The organism is Occultella glacieicola (genome assembly GCF_004353825.1).
Lineage (GTDB): Bacteria > Actinomycetota > Actinomycetes > Actinomycetales > Beutenbergiaceae > Occultella > Occultella glacieicola.
The window spans coordinates 53,417-69,852 of the sequence record NZ_SMNA01000004.1 but is presented as its reverse complement, the minus strand read 5'-3'; the positions used below and the strand labels follow the sequence as shown (position 1 = coordinate 69,852).

General features: G+C 71.2%; 16 protein-coding genes. 8 read left to right on the top strand and 8 right to left on the bottom strand.

Annotated elements, in window-relative coordinates; translation table 11 throughout:
* Positions 1-36: 36 nt before the first annotated feature.
* Positions 37-1,839, bottom strand: a complete 1,803-nt coding sequence (locus EXU48_RS08310) for a gamma-glutamyltransferase family protein (protein WP_133107201.1) — start codon at positions 1,837-1,839, stop codon at positions 37-39.
* A 244-nt stretch (positions 1,840-2,083) separates the two neighbouring features.
* Here EXU48_RS08310 and EXU48_RS08305 point away from each other — a divergent pair, with 244 nt between their 5' ends.
* Positions 2,084-2,539 carry an Hsp20/alpha crystallin family protein gene (locus EXU48_RS08305; protein ID WP_133107200.1) on the top strand — a complete coding sequence of 152 codons (456 nt, stop codon included), beginning with the start codon at positions 2,084-2,086 and terminating at the stop codon, positions 2,537-2,539.
* Positions 2,540-2,727: 188 nt separating this feature from the next.
* On the top strand, positions 2,728-4,068 hold the full coding sequence (locus EXU48_RS08300; RefSeq protein ID WP_133107199.1) for an ABC transporter substrate-binding protein: 1,341 nt from the start codon (positions 2,728-2,730) through the stop codon (positions 4,066-4,068).
* Positions 4,069-4,180: 112 nt separating this feature from the next.
* Here EXU48_RS08300 and EXU48_RS08295 read toward each other — a convergent pair whose 3' ends face one another.
* Complete coding sequence (locus EXU48_RS08295; protein ID WP_165962729.1) at positions 4,181-5,920, bottom strand: collagen-binding domain-containing protein; 1,740 nt, start codon at positions 5,918-5,920, stop codon at positions 4,181-4,183.
* A gap of 169 nt (positions 5,921-6,089) precedes the next feature.
* On the opposite strand from EXU48_RS08295, the gene EXU48_RS08290 reads away from it, so the two are divergent.
* On the top strand, positions 6,090-6,509 hold the full coding sequence (locus tag EXU48_RS08290) for a GNAT family N-acetyltransferase (protein ID WP_133107197.1): 420 nt from the start codon (positions 6,090-6,092) through the stop codon (positions 6,507-6,509).
* Between the two features lie 12 nt (positions 6,510-6,521).
* Here EXU48_RS08290 and EXU48_RS08285 read toward each other — a convergent pair whose 3' ends face one another.
* From EXU48_RS08285 to EXU48_RS08275, 3 genes are read right to left on the bottom strand one after another with little or no spacing between them, the layout of a single operon-like run.
* Positions 6,522-7,313 carry a deoxyribonuclease IV gene (locus EXU48_RS08285; RefSeq protein WP_133107196.1) on the bottom strand — a complete coding sequence of 264 codons (792 nt, stop codon included), beginning with the start codon at positions 7,311-7,313 and terminating at the stop codon, positions 6,522-6,524.
* A gap of 45 nt (positions 7,314-7,358) precedes the next feature.
* On the bottom strand, positions 7,359-7,814 hold the full coding sequence (locus EXU48_RS08280; RefSeq protein WP_133107195.1) for a hypothetical protein: 456 nt from the start codon (positions 7,812-7,814) through the stop codon (positions 7,359-7,361).
* Between the two features lie 56 nt (positions 7,815-7,870).
* Positions 7,871-8,314, bottom strand: a complete 444-nt coding sequence (locus EXU48_RS08275; protein WP_133107194.1) for a methylglyoxal synthase — start codon at positions 8,312-8,314, stop codon at positions 7,871-7,873.
* Positions 8,315-8,443: 129 nt separating this feature from the next.
* On the opposite strand from EXU48_RS08275, the gene EXU48_RS08270 reads away from it, so the two are divergent.
* Positions 8,444-9,040, top strand: a complete 597-nt coding sequence (locus EXU48_RS08270) for a hypothetical protein (protein WP_133107193.1) — start codon at positions 8,444-8,446, stop codon at positions 9,038-9,040.
* Between the two features lie 88 nt (positions 9,041-9,128).
* Here the strand turns inward: EXU48_RS08270 and EXU48_RS08265 are convergent, their stop codons facing one another.
* Together EXU48_RS08265 and EXU48_RS08260 are read right to left on the bottom strand one after the other, a co-directional pair.
* Entirely contained in the window at positions 9,129-9,758 is a 630-nt protein-coding gene (locus EXU48_RS08265; RefSeq protein ID WP_328591633.1) for a transcriptional regulator, read from the bottom strand.
* On the bottom strand, positions 9,755-10,153 hold the full coding sequence (locus EXU48_RS08260; RefSeq protein ID WP_133107191.1) for an SANT/Myb-like DNA-binding domain-containing protein: 399 nt from the start codon (positions 10,151-10,153) through the stop codon (positions 9,755-9,757). Before EXU48_RS08260 ends, EXU48_RS08265 begins: the two co-directional genes overlap by 4 nt.
* Before the next feature lie 70 nt (positions 10,154-10,223).
* Between EXU48_RS08260 and EXU48_RS08255 the strand changes: the two genes are divergently transcribed.
* The 3 genes from EXU48_RS08255 (at position 10,224) to EXU48_RS08245 (ending at position 13,065) form a co-directional block, all read left to right on the top strand.
* The gene (locus EXU48_RS08255; protein ID WP_133107190.1) at positions 10,224-11,477 is read left to right on the top strand and encodes a PEP/pyruvate-binding domain-containing protein; all 1,254 of its coding nucleotides are present in this window, start codon (positions 10,224-10,226) and stop codon (positions 11,475-11,477) included.
* 373 nt (positions 11,478-11,850) lie between these two features.
* A complete protein-coding gene (locus tag EXU48_RS08250) occupies positions 11,851-12,159 on the top strand; it encodes a DUF6412 domain-containing protein (RefSeq protein ID WP_133107189.1) in 309 nt (102 codons plus the stop codon).
* 108 nt (positions 12,160-12,267) lie between these two features.
* A complete protein-coding gene (locus EXU48_RS08245; protein ID WP_133107188.1) occupies positions 12,268-13,065 on the top strand; it encodes a YidC/Oxa1 family membrane protein insertase in 798 nt (265 codons plus the stop codon).
* On the opposite strand, the gene EXU48_RS08240 is transcribed toward EXU48_RS08245, so the two are convergent.
* Positions 13,047-14,141 carry a hypothetical protein gene (locus EXU48_RS08240; protein WP_133107187.1) on the bottom strand — a complete coding sequence of 365 codons (1,095 nt, stop codon included), beginning with the start codon at positions 14,139-14,141 and terminating at the stop codon, positions 13,047-13,049. The two genes, EXU48_RS08245 and EXU48_RS08240, sit on opposite strands and share 19 nt — an antisense overlap.
* Positions 14,142-14,441: 300 nt before the next feature.
* Here EXU48_RS08240 and EXU48_RS08235 point away from each other — a divergent pair, with 300 nt between their 5' ends.
* Positions 14,442-16,391, top strand: coding sequence for a hypothetical protein (locus tag EXU48_RS08235; protein WP_133107186.1), 1,950 nt, complete (start codon positions 14,442-14,444; stop codon positions 16,389-16,391).
* The last annotated feature ends 45 nt before the right edge of the window (positions 16,392-16,436 follow it).

The window sequence follows — 16,436 nt, the reverse complement described above, 5'->3', positions numbered from 1 at the left end:
GTTCGTCGAGGCGAGGACGGCGCGTCGGCCGCGTGGTCAGCGCCCGACCGCGTAGCCCTGCATGCCGCGCGGGTTGGCGGCCGCGACAAGGAGGCCGTCGGGACGGATCCCGGCGGCGCTGACCCGCCCGAGCGACCACGGGTCGGCCTCCGTCAGTTGATGTCCGCGACGGCGCAGGTCCGCCAGCACGCCGGCGCCGAGCCGGGACTCGGCGCGCACCCCGAAGGGCTCGGCGACCCGGGGCGCGAACGAGGACGGGCCATGGGTGGTGTGCCAGGTCGGGGCGTCGATCGCGGCCTGCAGGTCCATCCCGAAGACGAGGTGGTTGATCAGGAACGGCACCGTCCACTGGTCCTGCTGGTCCCCGCCGGGGGTTCCGAACGCCAGATACGGGCGACCGTCCCGCAGCAGCATGCTCGGGCTCAAGGTGGTCCGGGGACGCCGGCCCGGCGCCAGCGAGGACGCCAAGCCCTGCTCCAGCCAGAACATCTGGGCCCTGGTCCCGAGCGCGAACCCGAGGTCCGGGATGCTCGGCGAGGACTGCAGCCACCCGCCCGATGGGGTCGCCGACACGACGTTGCCCCAGCGGTCGACGACGTCCAGGTGGCAGGTGTCCCCGCGGGCCACGGTCGGCTCACCCTGACCCGGCACGGGCGGCGTCGCCAGACCATCCGGCCACGCGCCGCCGTCGGCCATCGCCGCGAGCACTGCCCGTGGAAGGTGCGGCTCCCGCCCGCCGGGTGAGCCGGGGCGCAGCGCGCCGTCCGCCATCGGCCCGATCAGCCGTGCGCGCTCGGCGGCGTAGGAGGGTGAGGTCAGTTCGCCGGTCGGGACGTCCACGTGATCCGGGTCGCCGTAGCAGGCCTCCCGGTCGGCGAACGCGAGCTTCGCGGACTCCACAACGGTGTGCACCAGGTCCGCCGAGCCGGGGCTCATGGAGGCGAGGTCGAAGGTCTCGAGGATCCGCAACTGCTGCAGCAGGACCGGGCCCTGCCCCCAAGGCCCGGTCTTGGCGACCTGGACCCCGGCGAAGTCGGCGACCAGCGGCTCCTCCTCGCTCGCCCGCCATCCGTCCAGGTCGGCACCGGTGAGCAGGCCACGGTGGGTGCCGGTCGGATCCCACTGCTCGGTGGCGGCGAAGTCGTGGATCGCCTCGGCGACGAAGCCGGCGTAGAACGCGCGCCGGGCCCCCTCGATCTGCGCCTCCCGGGTGGTCCCGGCAGCCTCGCCCTCGGCGACCAGGCGATCCAGGGTGTCCGCGAGCATCGGGTTGGCGAACCGTGACCGCGGCTCCGGTGCCCGCCCAGCGGGGGTATAGATCTGCGCGGAGGTCTGCCAGTGCTCGGCGAACACCGGGGCCACCGCCGCGATCGTGTTCACGGCCTGCGCCACGAGGGGGTAACCGTCCCGGGCGTAGCCGATCGCGTAGCCGAGCACCTCCCGCAGCCGCATCGTGCCGTACCGCTCCAGCATGAGCATCCAGGCCCCGAACGTGCCGGGCACGGTCGCGGCGAGGAGGCCGGTGCCGGGGATCTCGGCCAGGCCCTCGTCGGTGAAGACCTCCGGAGTGGCGGCGGCCGGCGCAGTGCCCTGGCCGCAGACGACGAACGTCCGTCCGGTCCGGGCGTCGTGGCAGATCGCGGGCATGTCCCCGCCGACACCGTTGAGGTGCGGCTCGACCACGTGCAGCACGAAGCCGGCCGCGACGGCGGCGTCGTAGGCATTGCCGCCCGCCTCCAACACGGCCATCCCGGCCGCCGAGGCGAGCCAGTGGGTCGAGGCCACCATCCCGAACGTGCCGAGCAGTTCCGGGCGGGTGGTGAATGCGCTGGCGGGCATCGGGCCAGTATCGCAGCGGGCCGGGCCGGCGACCACGGTGCCCCGGATGACCAGCAGAAGGGTCCTCCGCGGGGCGTCGGCTCAGGCCGACGCCTGTTCGCGGGCAGCGAACAGGTCAGGCTGGCACTCTCGGGTGCCTAGTGCTAAATCTATGCGTCGTAGCCACCCGTCATCGGAATCCCGGTGACGGGATCGTGACCGGGCCTCGAAGGTCGGGGCCCACCTGATGAGGAGGTGATGAGCGATGGCTACCCGCTTCGACCCGTTCCACGAGATCGACAGGATGCTCACGGCGCTGTCCACGAGCAGCCGAGACGCGGCGGTGATGCCGATCGATCTGCAGCGCGAGACCGACCACTACGTGCTCTCGATGGATCTGCCCGGGGTGGACCCGGGATCGATCGATATCTCGGTCGAGGACCGGATTCTGACCATCCGAGCCGAGCGCACGGCTCCCTCGGCCGAGGCCGACTGGCTGGTCCGCGAGCGCCCTTCCGGCACCTTCGCCCGGCAACTGACGTTGGGTCAGGGGCTGGCGCTCGACCAGATCTCGGCTAGCTACGCAGACGGTGTCCTGTCACTCACGATCCCGGTCAGTGAGCAGGCCAAGCCTCGCCGCATCGAGGTCGCCCATACGACGTCGCCGTCGCAGATCGGTGCAGGTGCGTCGACAGCCGGCGAGACTGCGTCGACCGGCTGACTCTCGCCCGTGGCGGCCCCGGGCTCGGACAGGGCCGAGCCCGGGGCGTCAGCGGTCCGGCGGCCCCGGCCGCCGACCTCCGTATCACGATTCGGTCGCGACTCGGGCTGCCGTGGGCTCCTGGGACCGCACCGGGCTACCGTGCCTCGAGGGGACGGGCACACCGCCCGGCGCGAAAGGAATGACCGATGAACATCCGTAGGAGCAGGCTGCTCGGTGCCGCGGGCGCCATCGGAGTCACCGCGGTGGTGCTGGCGGCGTGCTCGCCCGGCAGCTCCGGCGACTCCGGGGACGACGGCTCCGGGGACGGCGATTCGACCACCGTCACGTTCCGGCTCTGGGACGACGCCGCGGCCGCGGCCTACGAGGAGTCGTTCGCGGCGTTCACGGAGGCGAACCCCGAGATCACCGTGGACGTGGAGGTGGTCCCCTGGGCGAACTACTGGGAGCGGCTGCCGCAGGACATCGGCTCCGGCACGATGGCGGACATCTTCTGGACGAATACCTCGAACTTCGCCCTCTACGCGGACAACGGCAACCTCATCGACATCACCGAGGCGCTCGGTGACGACCACGACGAGTGGACCCAGTCCGTGGTGGACCTGTACACCCGGGACGGTTCGCTGTGGGGGGTACCGCAGCTCTCGGACTCGATCGCACTGTTCTACAACAAGGACCTCGTGGACGCGGCCGGGATCGACCCGACCACGCTGCGGTGGGACCCCACGGGCGCGGACGACACATTCCTGCCTGCCGCCCAGCAGCTCACGCTCGACGCCGCCGGAGTGACCGCCGCCGATCCCGCGTTCAACGCCGACGACATCGCACAGTTCGGCTTCAACGCCCAGAATGACCTCCAGGCCATCTACATCGACTTCCTGGCCTCCAACGGGGGCGTGTTCCAGGACTCCGACAACCAGTTCGCGTTCAACTCCCCCGAGGGAGAGGCCGCCTTCCAGTACGTCGTGGACCTGATCAACACCCACCACGTCTCCCCCTCGGCCGCGGACACCAGCCAGAACGGCGACCTCGCCCGCGACCTGTTCGTGCAGGGCAAGATGGCGTTCTTCCAGTCCGGTCAGTACTCGCTGCCGGCGATGGCGGACGCCGAGTTCGAGTGGGGCCTGGCCCCGATGCTCGAAGGACCCGAGGGCCGTGTCGGCGTGGTGCACGGGGTGGCCGCGCTCGGCAACGCCGCGACCGAGCACCTGGAGGCGACCACCGCCGTCCTGGCATGGCTCGGCTCCGCCGAGGGCCAGCTCCCGCTCGGCGCCAACGGGGCCTCGTTCCCGGCGGCCGTGGACGCGCAGTCCTCGTTCACGGACTACTGGACCGAGCAGGGCGTCGACACCCAGGTGTTCCTCGACGCCGCCGCCGGTGACACCGCCGCCGCGCCTGTCGGTCCGCGGGTGCAGGCCGGCATGAACGCCTACGGCCCGTTCTTCGAGGAGATGTTCGCTGGTCGCCTCGACGTCCCGACGGCGTTGCAGCAGGGGCAGGACGCCGGCAACGAGGCACAGGCCGAGTAGGGCGGCGCCTGCGGCGCAACGCACGACGGCGGCCCGTCACCTCGTGGGGTGGCGGGCCGCTCTCGTTGTGGTCGGCTCAGGGGCCGCTGGCGCCGGCCTTGGCCCGGTCGGGTCAGGACCTCCGGATCCGGGCCAGCCGCCGCACGCCGAGCCCGGTCCCTGCGAGGGCCCCGGCCAACAGGAGCAACGCGGCTGCGTCGGCTCCGGTCGTCGGCAGCTCCTGCGTGGATCCGGTCGAATCCGACTGATCGCTGTCGGCCGGTGTGCCGCCCGGCTCCTGGGCGTCCGGGCTCGGCGGGACCTGCTCGTCGGGGCCGTCGGGTTCAGTGGGGTCCGGGTCGACGGGGACCGGGTCCGTGGGATCCGGGTCCGTGGGATCCGGGTCCGTGGGATCCGGGTCCACCGGTGTCGCCGTGTTCGTGACGGTGAGTTCGACGACGGACGAGCCCGTCACCGCGAACCCCACCGAGCCGTCGGCGTCGGGCGCCAGCCCGGCACCGTCGACGCTCCAGGTCGGCGCCGCCCACGCCACCTCGTCGCCGTCGGCCGGCCGAACCTCCCGCAAGCTCACCTCGGTCCCGATCGGGAGACCGGCGATCACCGCGGACGTCTCGCCCGGGGCGAGCGTCAGGGAGACCGGTGCACCGCCGTCGAGCGCGTACTCGACGGTGAACACGGCGTCGGCCGGCACCAGGTCGGCACCGTCACCGGTGACGACCTTGGTCACCGTGAAGCCGCCCGTCTGCTGCGGCACGGCGCACGGGAGCGAGCCGCGGAAGAAGTACGCGTGCGCCTCGCCGGAACTGTCGGACAGGTGCAGGTCGTCGGCGATGATCTGGCCGTCGATCGGCTGGGCGTGCAGGGTGAGGTCCACGTTCGGTGCATAGACCGACCCATCGATGCGGGAGTTCGCGGCCCGCACCTCGACCGCTCCGGTGACTGCCGAGAGGTCCCACATGAGGTACGGCGCGTACCCGGCCGGGTCGGCGCGGGCCGCGAGCACGGAGGTGGTCCCGGCGTCGACGCGAACGATGAGAGGGTTGGTGACACCCGGGGTCACGCCACCACTGAACTGGATGACGCCGGCGCCGACGAGGTCCCCGTAGTTCACGACGTTCACGCGGTCCGCGGCGAGCGGCTCGAGAACGACCCGGTCACCGGTGTCCTCGGCGACTGCGACGTGGTTCGCCAGACCGGTGTCCGGATCCGTGACATCGGCCAGGCACCGGGCCGCCTCGTCGTAGGTCCAGGACATCTGCGACTCGACATAGGTCGCCACCGTCGGTTCTGCCGTGGTGAGTTGGGCCGCAGCGGACTCGGCGTCCCCCGGCCAGGCCTGGCCCCTGGCGTCGATGAGCGGCGGCTGGTCGGCCTCGGCGCCGGCGAGCCGGTAGCGGATCCACCCACCCCGCTCTTCGTACCCGAAGGGTGAGTCCTGCGGCTGCGGGGTCAGCTTGACCGTGCCGACCTCGCTCGAACCGGCGCCACTGACCTCCACGCGACCGTTGTCCTCGGCCGCGAAGCCTCCGATCAGCAGCCGGTTCGGCTCACCGTCCACGACCGGCAGGATGTAGTCCCCGGTGCCCGCCGCGACGTGCAGGACCCCGTACCCCCCGCCGTCGGAGCGCACGGCGAGGGTGCCCCCGACGGCGATCGCACCCTCGGTCTCGGCGTTCCCGAGCAGGGCATCGGATCGGGCGTAGATGCTGTAGCCACCGGCGGCGGTGAACGGGTTGAAACCCTCCTCCGGCACGGCCGCATCGGCCGGCGCGCTCACGGCGAAGCTCGCCCCGAGCGCAAGCACCATTGATGTTGCCAGGGCCACTCCACGGGCCCGGCGGATCGCACGCATTCCTGTCATCTCCTCGGTCCGGACACTGCCGTCCGGTTCTGATTCAATGGAACGCCACGGGAAGCGGCATGAGCCGGGCCCTACGTCCCGCGCGGTCTGATCAGCGACGTGTGCCTGGTCACAGACTGTGCGGACCGGCCCGTCCGGCACTGTCCGGCAGGATCGGGATATGACCGCAGACATCCGTGTGGCCGGGGACCACGACCTGGCCTTCCTCGGCGCCCACGACCAGCACATCGCCCGGGGCGAGCTGGACGCCGTCGTCTCACGTGGCCGGGTATTGGTCGCCGTCGACGGCGGCACACACCTCGGGTGGTTGCGCTGGGGCTTGTTCTGGGACGAGGTCCCGTTCATGAACCTGCTGTTCGTCGTCGAGGCCGGGCGCGGGCGAGGCCTCGGGCGCCTCCTCGTCGACGACTGGGGGGCCCGGATGCGGCACGCCGGTCGCGCCAGGGTCATGACGTCGACGTTGTCGGACGAGTCAGCGCAGCACTTCTACCGACATCTCGGGTACCGCGACTTCGGGGCACTCCTGCTCCCCGGGGAGGCCACCGAGCTCATGCTGCTCAAGGAACTGACGGGCCGGTGATCCACTGGCAGATCAGAGGCGCTCGCGCAGCCAGGCGATGTCGGCGGCGTGCTCGGGCGCCGCGCCCGGCGTCTCCACGATCACCGGGGTGCCGGCCTCGCGGATGAGGTCGATCAGGTCCGCCTCGGGCAGGGAGCCCTGGCCGAGGTTGGCGTGCCGGTCGGCGCCGGAGTCGAAGGCGTCCCGCGAGTCGTTGGCGTGCACCAGGTCGACCCGGCCGGTGACGGCCTTGACGCGTTCGACCAGGCCGGCCAGTTCCTCGCCGCCGGCGTAGGCGTGGCAGGTGTCCAGACAGAAGCCGACGTCGGCGCCACCGTCCGCCTCGAGCACCGAGGCCCACAGCCGCTCCAGCTTCTCGACCCCGCGGGCCATCGAGTTGGTCCCGCCCGCCGTGTTCTCGATCAGCACCGGGATCGGCATGTCCAGACCGTCGACGCACTTGCGCCAGTTGTCGAACCCCTTGGCCGGGTCGTCCGCGGCCAGCACCTGCCCGCCGTGCACCACGATGCCCGCGGCCCCGATCTCGGCCGCGAGGTTCACGTGCTGCTGCAGCAGTTTGCGGCTCGGGATCCGGATCCGGTTGTTCGTGGTCGCCACATTGATGACGTACGGCGAGTGGACGTACAGGGTGACCCCCGCCTCGGCGGCGGCCGCCTTGAGAGCCGATGCTCCGCCGTCGTAGGCGACCTCCGGGCCCTTCCACCCCTGCGGGTCGCCGAGGAAGATCTGCACCGCGTCCGCGCCACGGGCGCGGGCCTCGGCGATGGGATCGGTCTGGTCGACGTGGGCTCCGATGACGGTCATGCCGTCGAGCCTAATCGCCTCCCCAGACACCGCGCCGGGGAGCGGTCAGCTGGTGAAGTTGAGGAAGATCGGGATCAGGCCGACGGCAGCGAGCACGATGCCGAAGTACTGCATCGGGATGAAGAAGATCGTGTGCCGGTTGCGCAGTTGCTTCCTCGCGGTCGCCCGCTCGTTCTCGAGCATCTGTCCGGCGAGCTGCTGGGCCTCGGCGTGGTCGCGCGGCTGATAGCCGGGCACCGGCTGGAACCGGCCCGAGGCGACGGTCGCCTCCACCTCGGCCTGCCGGGCGAGCATGTAGTTCTTCGTGCGTCGCTCGGCGTCCCAGTCCTGGAACCAGCGGCCGGCGAAGAAGCACGCGACGCCGCCGAGGATCAGGCCGATCCCGACGGCGAGCGAGGAGTTCTCCTCACCGAGGATGAGCGTGAACAGTCCGCCGAACGCGATCGCGCCGAGCGGGATGAACAGGATTGCGAGGATTCCCCATCCCCTCCAGATGACCATGAGGCTTGAGATTAGCCGGTCCAGGTGACCGAAGTGTCGGCGGCCGATGGGGAGCACTACCCGCCTGCGGGACGGCCGTCCTCCCAGGCACGCGGGGTGAGGTCCGGGCGGCGGTTCTCGTAGTCGCTACCGAGCAGCGGGGAGGAGATCATCAGGTCCGCCGAAGCCACGTTGCACGCCATCGGCACGTTCCACACGGTGCCGATCCGCAGCAGGGCCTTGACGTCCGGGTCGTGCGGCTGCGGCTCGAGCGGATCCCAGAAGAAGATCAGCATCGTGATCTGGCCCTCGGCGATCTTGGCGCCGATCTGCTGGTCGCCGCCGACCGGGCCCGAGAGGAACCGGTGCACGGGCAGCCCGAGCTCGAACTCGAGCATGGTGCCGGTGGTGCCGGTCGCGTACAGGACGTGCTCGGCGAGGGTGTCCCTGTTGAACTCGGCCCAGCGCAGGAGTTCGACCTTCATGTTGTCGTGGGCGACCAGTGCGATGTGGCGGGGCATGAGGTCTCCGTCGGTCGACGTCGTGGGTCTCCAGCGTAAGGATCCCGACGTCGACGTACAGGCGATCCGACCGCGTCGGAGCACGCGGCAGGCGCCCCGTCGGAGCGGCCCACGTGCTCTACTGGCGTGATGTCCCCGGGGAGCGCCGGCCGACCACCCGTCGTCACCATCTGCAAGCAGAAGTTGCGTGGCGGTCGTGGCTGTTGGCAGGCATACCTGGTCGAGCTCGACCACGACGGCATCTGGCTGTTCACGCCGGCCGGCTCCCGCTACAGGTCGAGCGATGGAACCAGCGAGGACTCCTGCGAGGTCGAGGGAGGAGCCGGCCCAGGACTCGACTCGCTCTCCCTCGTGCCCGGTCCGTCGGAGAGGTGGCTGGCCACCTGGCGGGTGCCGGAGCGACCGCTGCAGGTCAGTGTGGAGGTCTGCGACTGGGTGCGCCGTGACCGGGACGTCATCGTCTTCATGGATTGGGAGCTCGACCCGTTCCGGCTCCGGTCCGGACTCGTCGCGGTCGAGGATCTCGACGACTTCGCCGACGTCCGGGCGCACGGCCTGCTGGGTCGGGATCAGGCGGAACTCGCACTGGCAGCGGCCGCGTCGACCGAACGCGGGATGAAGTTGCGGACCGCACCGTTCGACGACCGTGGGGACCTCCGGTTGGCGGCGTGTGGGGAGGCCGCGCTACCGGCACTGGTCGACGTTCCCCATCCGTTCGACGTCTGACACCGGATCTCCCCGGCTCGGGTGGCCGGTCTGGGTAGCGTTCTCCGGGTGTCGCTCAACCCCGCAGCTCGCGAGCTGCCAGACCCCCTCAGCCCTCGGCACCGCGGTCCAGACCGAGGGTCGCGATGAGGTCCTCGTGGAGTTGGAACCACACGCGATGGCAGGAGTCGACGTCCGTCCCGTCGACCCACTCGCGCTGACCGGCGCGGGCTCGGTCAAGGGCCGCGTCGAAGCGTGCGTGGTACCCGCCGAACCGCACCAGGACGCGGGACAGACGCTCGTCCAACGGAGCCAGCGCGGCGCCGATGGTGGTGAGCTCGTCGAGGATCCGGTCATCCCAGTCGGGGTCGGTGTGGTCGTTGGCGGCGAGCCGGCCGGCGGCTGTCGGCTTCAATTGCCAGTTGGTGCACGCGCGCTGGAGCGAGGCATTGAGCGGGAGGAATTCGCGGTAGGTGGTCGCGATGAGGCCACCTGGGTCGACCGAGTCCCGTTCCCGGGCGAGTTCGCGTTCGTTCTCGCGCCTGCCCTCGTCGGTCAGCCACCAGCCGCCGAGATCGCCGAACGACGAGCGTTGCAGCCAGCCGCGCCCGGCCGCCTCCTCCAGGAGCGTCGCACTCTCGGCCGGGTCGGTGCCGGCGCGGTCGGCGACGGCGGGGGTGTCACCGAAGCCGAGGAGCCGCACTGCGTGCAGCACGAGCAGTCGCGGTTCTGAGGTCATGCCCATGACTGGTCTGCCTGCCTGTCGGCGAGTCGCACGAAGTGCTGTTGGCAGGCCTGCGGCGACCGGAAGCCCATCGCCTCGGCGATCTGCGCCCAGGTCAACCCCGCGGCGCGGGCGGTGAAAAGCAGTCCGGACTCAACGCCGTCGACCTCCGCCCGCGCAGCGGGCAGCAGGGTGAGCACGCTCAGCAGGTCGGCCGGGTCGAGGTCAGCGGAACGCCAGAGCGCGAACTGCGTGAGGTCGACGGCGGTGGGCGGAACCGGGGCCGGTCGCCATGGCCGCGGATCCAGGGCGTCGGCCCCGAGGGCCAAGAGCCGGTCCTGTGCCTCGCGTTCTTGTCGTGCCCGGGTCTGGTCGTTGCCCTGCGCTTGGACCTCGTGCTTGCGTGCCATCCTCCGATCCTGCACAATCAACACAATGTTGTCAACGAACTGTTGTCAACCTTTCATTGATGGGTAGCGGATGCTCACGGATCTCTGGGACGCGACCGCAGCGGCCTGTGGTGGCAAGGCTGCGGCGCTGGGCACGTTGCTGAGGGCCGGGCTGCCGGTGCCCGACGGCTTCGTCGTGCCGTTCGCCGTGCACTGCGCCGGGACCGGGTCGGCCGGCTCCGACGCGCTCCGGGCCGCGGTCGCCCGGCACCTGGCACGGCTCGGCGACCCGGCGGTGGCGGTCCGCTCCTCGGCCGATGCCGAGGACCGGCCGGACGCCTCAGCGGCCGGCATGTACGAGAGCGTGCTGGGCGCACGGGGCACGCCCGCGGTGGTGGCGGCCGTGCGAACCTGCTGGGCGTCGCTGCACTCCGACCGCGCCCTGGAGTACCGGAGCAGCCGCGCGGCGTCGCCGGCAAGTGAGCCGATGGCCGTGCTCGTCCAGCGCATGGTCGATGCGGACGCCTCGGGCGTGATGTTCACGCCGGCCCACCCCGGCGCGAGCACCCGCGTCGAGGCATCCTGGGGCCTCGGTCCGAGCGTGGTCGGCGGCACGGTCACCCCCGACACCTACGAGATCGCCGTGGACGGAAGCATCCGGCGCACCATCGGGCGCAAGGCCACGCGTCTGGATCGGGGTCGCGATGGCACCGGTCCCACGGCCAGCGAGGTACCGGAGTCCCAGCGGACCCGGCCGGCGCTCGACGACGCGACCGCCCGCGCCCTCACCGCTCTCGGTCACCGGATCGCCACAGAGCTCGACCGACCCCAGGACGTCGAGTGGGCCCTCGTCGACGGTGGGCTCTGGATCCTGCAGGCCCGGCCGATCACGGCGCAGGCTCCTGCGCTGCCGACGGGTCCCGTCGCTGGCGGCACCACGACACTGTTCGGCGCGCCCGGCTCCCACGGCACCGCGACCGGGCTCGCCCGCGTCCTGCACGGACCGTCCGACTTCGGGCGGGTCCGGCCCGGGGACATCGTGATCTGCCCCTACACCGACCCGGCCTGGACGGCGCTGCTGCGCGTGGCCGCCGGCGTCGTCACCGAGACCGGGGGCGTCCTGTCCCACGCGGCGATCGTCGCCCGCGAGCAGGGCATCCCCGCGGTGCTGGGGATCCCGGACGTCACCACCACGATCACCGACGGCGCCCTGGTCCTCGTGGATGGCACCGCTGGCACGGTCGCCCTCTCCACGCCCCGACCCACCACAGAAGGGATGAGCGGCGGCCGATCATCGAGTACCGAGTTGCCCTTCCGCCAACCATCGTCATGTTCAACGAATTGAGCCACCCCGACGCTCTGCGATGGACGGGACTCCCACGAACTCTTCGCGCCCGAGCCGTGGGCACGGCGAGGACGGGGAGGTCAGCCGAGCAGCGGAAGGTCCAGGTCGTGGGCGCGCACGACCGACGTGCCAGCAACCGCTCCTGGTCCTGGCTCAGGAAGCCGAGAGTGCGCCCCAGCAGGTCGACGGGAATGGTCACCACATGGTCCAACGGGACCACACACTCGGCCGGACCGTGATCTGAGCCGTCATCCCCCACGCGTACCGGGCGCATCACGAATTGGGATTCAGGCCCTGGGACACCTCTGCTTCCCGATCGGCCGGCCGACGCCGGTGTAGCCTCGTCCAGACAGCGCCGACCACCGAGAGCCCAATGCCGCAGATCTTCGAGCATCTCGAGCACCTCGCCCGATTCCTGATCGTGGTGCTCGGCTTCGACGTGTCCGCGCAGGGTCTGGGTACCCTCGCCGTCGCCGGCGCGGTCGGTCTGGCCGCGGTGGCTCTGCTCGCCGCGACGCTCGACCACGTCGCGGTGGCGGCCACCTTCGGCGGGCTGCGTGGGCCACGGATGCGCCTGGAGCACGCGCGCGCACCCGAACCTCGCCCGCAGAGCGCGCCGGACACCCCCGGCAAGCCGCGCCCCCGGGCGCCGGGCCGCGTCCTCGCGGTCGCCGCGCGCTGACCCGCCGCCAACCCACCCGACCCGACCTCCGCCGTCGGGCACCGTTGCGGTGTCATGCCCGCGCGACCATACGGCCCCCACCCGCCCGTATGACGCAAGGACCAACCCATGAACCTGTACGAATTCGCGCCGATCAGGGCGCTCATCTCCGTTGCCAACTCCGTCGTCACCACGCTGACGGACCTGCTCGAACCGATCGCCGCCGGGAGCGCGGCAGCCCTGGCGATCGTGGTCTTCACCCTCCTCGTGCGCACCGCCCTGATCCCCGTCGGGGTGTCCCAGGCCCGCGCGGAGCGGACCCGGCGCCGGATCGCGCCGAAGCTCGCCGAGCTGCAGAGGCGGTACAAGAAGCAGCCCGAGGTCCTGCAGCGCAAGATGATGGAGCTCTACCGCGAGGAGAAGTCCAGCCCGTTCGCCGGGTTCGGACCCGTGCTGCTGCAGATGCCGGTGCTGCTCGCGGTTTACGGGCTGTTCATCACCCCGACGATCGGCGGCGAGGCGAACCACCTGCTCGAGAACGAGCTGCTCGGCAACCCGCTCGGCACCAGCCTGATCACGGCCGTCGGCGCCGGCACGACCACCGCGCTGACCTGGGTGCTCTACGGCGTGATCGTCGTGGTGATCGTCGCCGCCGCGCAGGCGTCGCGCAAGCTGCTGATGCCGTCGCCGATGCCGACCGCGACCGAGCGGCAGCCGGGGGTGCCGGATCTGTCCGGGCTGACCAAGGCCCTCGGGTTCCTGCCGTTCCTGACGGCAGTGTTCGCCACGTTCGTGCCGCTCGCCGCCGCCCTCTACCTGATGGTCACCACGACCTGGACGCTCGGTGAGCGGCTGGTGCTGCGTCGGCTGCTGAACCCACCGGCCCCGGCCGCGGCCGCGGGGGAGGTTCAGCCGAACGCCGGGTAGCCGGCCGGACGCACGGCACCCCAGTCCCGTTCGACGCCCGCGACGGCGTCGGCGAGGAAACCGGCCGCGGCCGGGAAGTCGGCGGCCAGGTGGCGCGCTCCCCACCGCCACCGGACCAGCACATGCTCCCGGAACGTCAGGGCCGGGGTGTCCTTCGGACCCAGCCGACGATCCGGGTCGTCCGTGTACTGGAGCAGGACGCTCGCCATCATCAGCAGCCAACCCAGGCAGGCAGTCCGCACCTGGACCGGCCAGCGCGGGTCGGTGTCCACCCCGGGCAGATGCGCGGCGAGGCCTGCGGTGAAGTTCTCGAGGAGGTCTTCGACGAACCCGGGCGGCGGGTCGTAGACGCACCAGCAGGTCGCGAATGGAAGGAGCGTGTACGCGGCGTCCAGGGCCGGATGGTGGACGTCCGTGCCCTCGAGGTCCAGGAAGACCACCCGCCCGTCCGGCTCGAGCAGGGCATTGTCCGGGCAGGTGTCACCCGGCGACGCGACCAGCACGCTGCGGTCGTCCACCAGGTCGAGGACGGTGGCGATCTCGGCCGCCATGCCATCCGGCACGACGGCGCCACTCACCTGCGCGATCCGGTCCACCCCGGTCCTGATCCGGTCGGCGACCCCGTGGTCCGGCGGCGTACCGAGGGCGTCGGCGATGGTGCCGACGGCGGAGGTCGAGCCGCCGCACAGGTCGCCGAGGGCGCGGGCCCAGCGGGCCGCCGCGGCGCGCGCGACGTCCGGGTCGGTGCCGCGCAGCAGGTCCGCCAGGGTGGGCGCCGAGCCGGCGTCGGTCATCACCAGCAGCCGCGCGGCCGGGTCGGCCGCGAGCAGGTCCGGCGTGTGCTCCAGGTGGACCAGCCCGGCCGCCTCCCGGCGGTAGGCACCGTCGCCGTCCTCACCGCTCGCGCCCCCGCCGTCGGGCTCGAAGTGCTTGATGACCACGCTCGTCCCCTCGGTCGTCCGCGCCCGCAGCACCAGGGACCGGGTCGACCCTCCTAGCGGGACCGGGTCGGTCAAGGTGCGACCGAGGGCGGCGGAGGCGAGGCGCAGGGTCGCGGCGATGTCGGGTTCGGCCATCCCCCAACTCTGCCAGTAGGTGGGGACAGCACGTTGCACCGCCGATGCGGCACCACGCGCCGGGAGGAAGGCCCGGGCGGCGGATGCAGTGCCCCGGCGAGGGCAGGAGTCCGGCCCGAGCGGGATGGACTGCGTCGGCGTCCTCCGCGCCGACCCTTGCGCGAGCTCCCGCCCTGTCGCTACGTTGATGCAACGCGACATCAGAGGTCGCGCACTCTCATCGACCGCGCACGAACCACTGCCTCGTGCGCTGGTGAGATGCGCCCACAGGGCGCCGGCCACGTCATCGAAGGAGATACCGTGCACAGCCAGCAAACCCCCGTCACCCTCCCGTTCTCCCGCCGCACCCTGTTGCGCATGAGCGCGGCCGGCGTCGCGGGCATCGCACTGGCCATTCGGGCCCGCCCGGCGGCGGCCGACATCGGGGACGTGTCCACGCTGCCGATCCCGGACATGGACCCGTACGACATCGCCACGCTCGACCGTTCGCTGTTCACTCCACAGGAGCAGCGCATCACCCAGTACTTCGTGAGCCTCGCCGACATCGCGAACAACATGGAGGACACCGACCCCGAGACGGTCGGGTGGTTCAACGGTGGTTACTCCGCCTACGCGCCCGACCCCTGGAACGCGCGGAACCAGGAATCGGTCTACACCCTGGCGTTCTTCTACACGCACGAGGCGGACTGGAACCCGTACTACCTCGACCCGGTCCTTCGCGATCACGTGTACGCCGCGATGCGCTACTACCTCCAGCTCCAGGGACCGGAGGGGTGGTGGCCCGCCTACAGCTACACGGACAAGAACCGGGCAGCGACCGGCTTCGGCCTGATCTACCTCGGCGAGGCGGCCGTGATGATGGAGGAGGTCGGCTGGAACCCGCAGGTCCGCACCGAGGTACTGGCCTCGCTCCAGCTCGGCGCCGAGTACCTGCTCGACCCGACCGTCGCGGACGTCTGGGACGCCGGCATGCGCTACGTCAACCAGATCATCGGCGGGATGACCGGCATCTCGGCGTTCCTGCATCTGATGCCCCCGCACATCGAGGCCGCCTACCACGAGCGGCTCGACTACCTGATGGCCAACGGGCAGAGCCAGGGCGCCGGCTACATGTACGAGTACGCCGCGTTCGACGCCCACTACTCCCTCTACACCGGCCTGCGCGACCTTGCCGTCGCCTTCGAGCGCACCGGGGACGACCGCTACCGACAGATCGCCCTCAAGCACCTGGACTGGTGCCGGTACAACTACCTCTGGGAGCCCGACGGCGCCGGCTGGACCGTGAACGGCATCTCGAGCCGCACCTCGATGCGCTCACTGGCCGCCCTGCGCGGGGCCGACACCAGCAACTATCCCGACCACCTGAACATCTTCAAGGAGTCGCACATGGTCCGGGCCCTCAACTGGCACGCCGAGCACCTCGCCGCCCTGCAACAGGCATGGGCGGACGGTGAGGTCGAGGTCACCCGACTGAGCGCCAGCGGCACCGCGCCGCAGAACCTCCGCCTCACCGTGGACGAGCCCGTCTACCCGACCCTGGCCGAGCGAGAGGCGGCGATCGCGTCCCTGCCGTACATGGGCTCGGGTTCCTTCGTCGAGGCCCGTTCCGACGAGCGGTTCGACGCCCACTACGTGTTCACCAAGCGGCCCGGGTACTACTTCGCGACGCATCATGGTCGGGCCCTCTCGCCTCGAGTTGTCCGCGGCCCGTCGTTCTTCTATCACCATGCCACCGGCGCCTTCGTCGCCACCCAGATGGGCACGGACAGCGCCTGGACCACCATCCTTGCCGACGGCCACAGCGATGCGTCCAGCAGCACGGTCCAGACCGGCGGGCGTTACCACCAGAGCCTCCCGTTCACCTACACCTACGCCGACGCCGAGGGCCGGATCCACCGCACCTTCCGGTGCCTGCCCGAGTGCGTCCGGATCGTCGTCGAGGCACCCGCCGAGGCCGCCTTCACCGAGCGGGTCCCGCTCGTGGTCGGACCCAGCGACACGGTCACCTTCGTGGTCGCCGAGGGAGAGACCCCGGCCGACGGCGCAGGGTCGACTCTGGCGCATGGCGTCCGGGTCCGGCGGGGCGAGCACACGTTCGATCTCACGATCGGCGACGGCACTGCCGTCGAGATGAGCCTCACCCCGACGGCGGTCACGCTGTTCAGTGGCAACCAGGCACGCGTCATCACCAACCTGGACATCTCGAGCGGGTCGTCCTCGCTCACCTACAAACTGCAGATCCACACCTAGGGATCGACGTGCCGGACCGGCGGCGGACCAGCACCGGCTCTGCCG

What these genes read in the sequence shown, in the direction of transcription:
- EXU48_RS08310 (WP_133107201.1), bottom strand. Translation starts at nt 1,839, where the DNA reads ATGCCCGCCAGCGCATTCACCACCCGCCCGGAACTGCTCGGCACGTTC.
- EXU48_RS08240 (WP_133107187.1), bottom strand. Translation starts at nt 14,141, where the DNA reads ATGGCCGAACCCGACATCGCCGCGACCCTGCGCCTCGCCTCCGCCGCC.
- EXU48_RS08250 (WP_133107189.1), top strand. Translation starts at nt 11,851, where the DNA reads ATGCCGCAGATCTTCGAGCATCTCGAGCACCTCGCCCGATTCCTGATC.
- EXU48_RS08300 (WP_133107199.1), top strand. Translation starts at nt 2,728, where the DNA reads ATGAACATCCGTAGGAGCAGGCTGCTCGGTGCCGCGGGCGCCATCGGA.
- EXU48_RS08255 (WP_133107190.1), top strand. Translation starts at nt 10,224, where the DNA reads ATGCTCACGGATCTCTGGGACGCGACCGCAGCGGCCTGTGGTGGCAAG.
- EXU48_RS08275 (WP_133107194.1), bottom strand. Translation starts at nt 8,314, where the DNA reads ATGCCCCGCCACATCGCACTGGTCGCCCACGACAACATGAAGGTCGAA.
- EXU48_RS08260 (WP_133107191.1), bottom strand. Translation starts at nt 10,153, where the DNA reads ATGGCACGCAAGCACGAGGTCCAAGCGCAGGGCAACGACCAGACCCGG.
- EXU48_RS08280 (WP_133107195.1), bottom strand. Translation starts at nt 7,814, where the DNA reads ATGGTCATCTGGAGGGGATGGGGAATCCTCGCAATCCTGTTCATCCCG.
- EXU48_RS08290 (WP_133107197.1), top strand. Translation starts at nt 6,090, where the DNA reads ATGACCGCAGACATCCGTGTGGCCGGGGACCACGACCTGGCCTTCCTC.
- EXU48_RS08265 (WP_328591633.1), bottom strand. Translation starts at nt 9,758, where the DNA reads ATGACCTCAGAACCGCGACTGCTCGTGCTGCACGCAGTGCGGCTCCTC.
- EXU48_RS08245 (WP_133107188.1), top strand. Translation starts at nt 12,268, where the DNA reads ATGAACCTGTACGAATTCGCGCCGATCAGGGCGCTCATCTCCGTTGCC.
- EXU48_RS08285 (WP_133107196.1), bottom strand. Translation starts at nt 7,313, where the DNA reads ATGACCGTCATCGGAGCCCACGTCGACCAGACCGATCCCATCGCCGAG.
- EXU48_RS08270 (WP_133107193.1), top strand. Translation starts at nt 8,444, where the DNA reads ATGTCCCCGGGGAGCGCCGGCCGACCACCCGTCGTCACCATCTGCAAG.
- EXU48_RS08305 (WP_133107200.1), top strand. Translation starts at nt 2,084, where the DNA reads ATGGCTACCCGCTTCGACCCGTTCCACGAGATCGACAGGATGCTCACG.
- EXU48_RS08295 (WP_165962729.1), bottom strand. Translation starts at nt 5,920, where the DNA reads ATGCGTGCGATCCGCCGGGCCCGTGGAGTGGCCCTGGCAACATCAATG.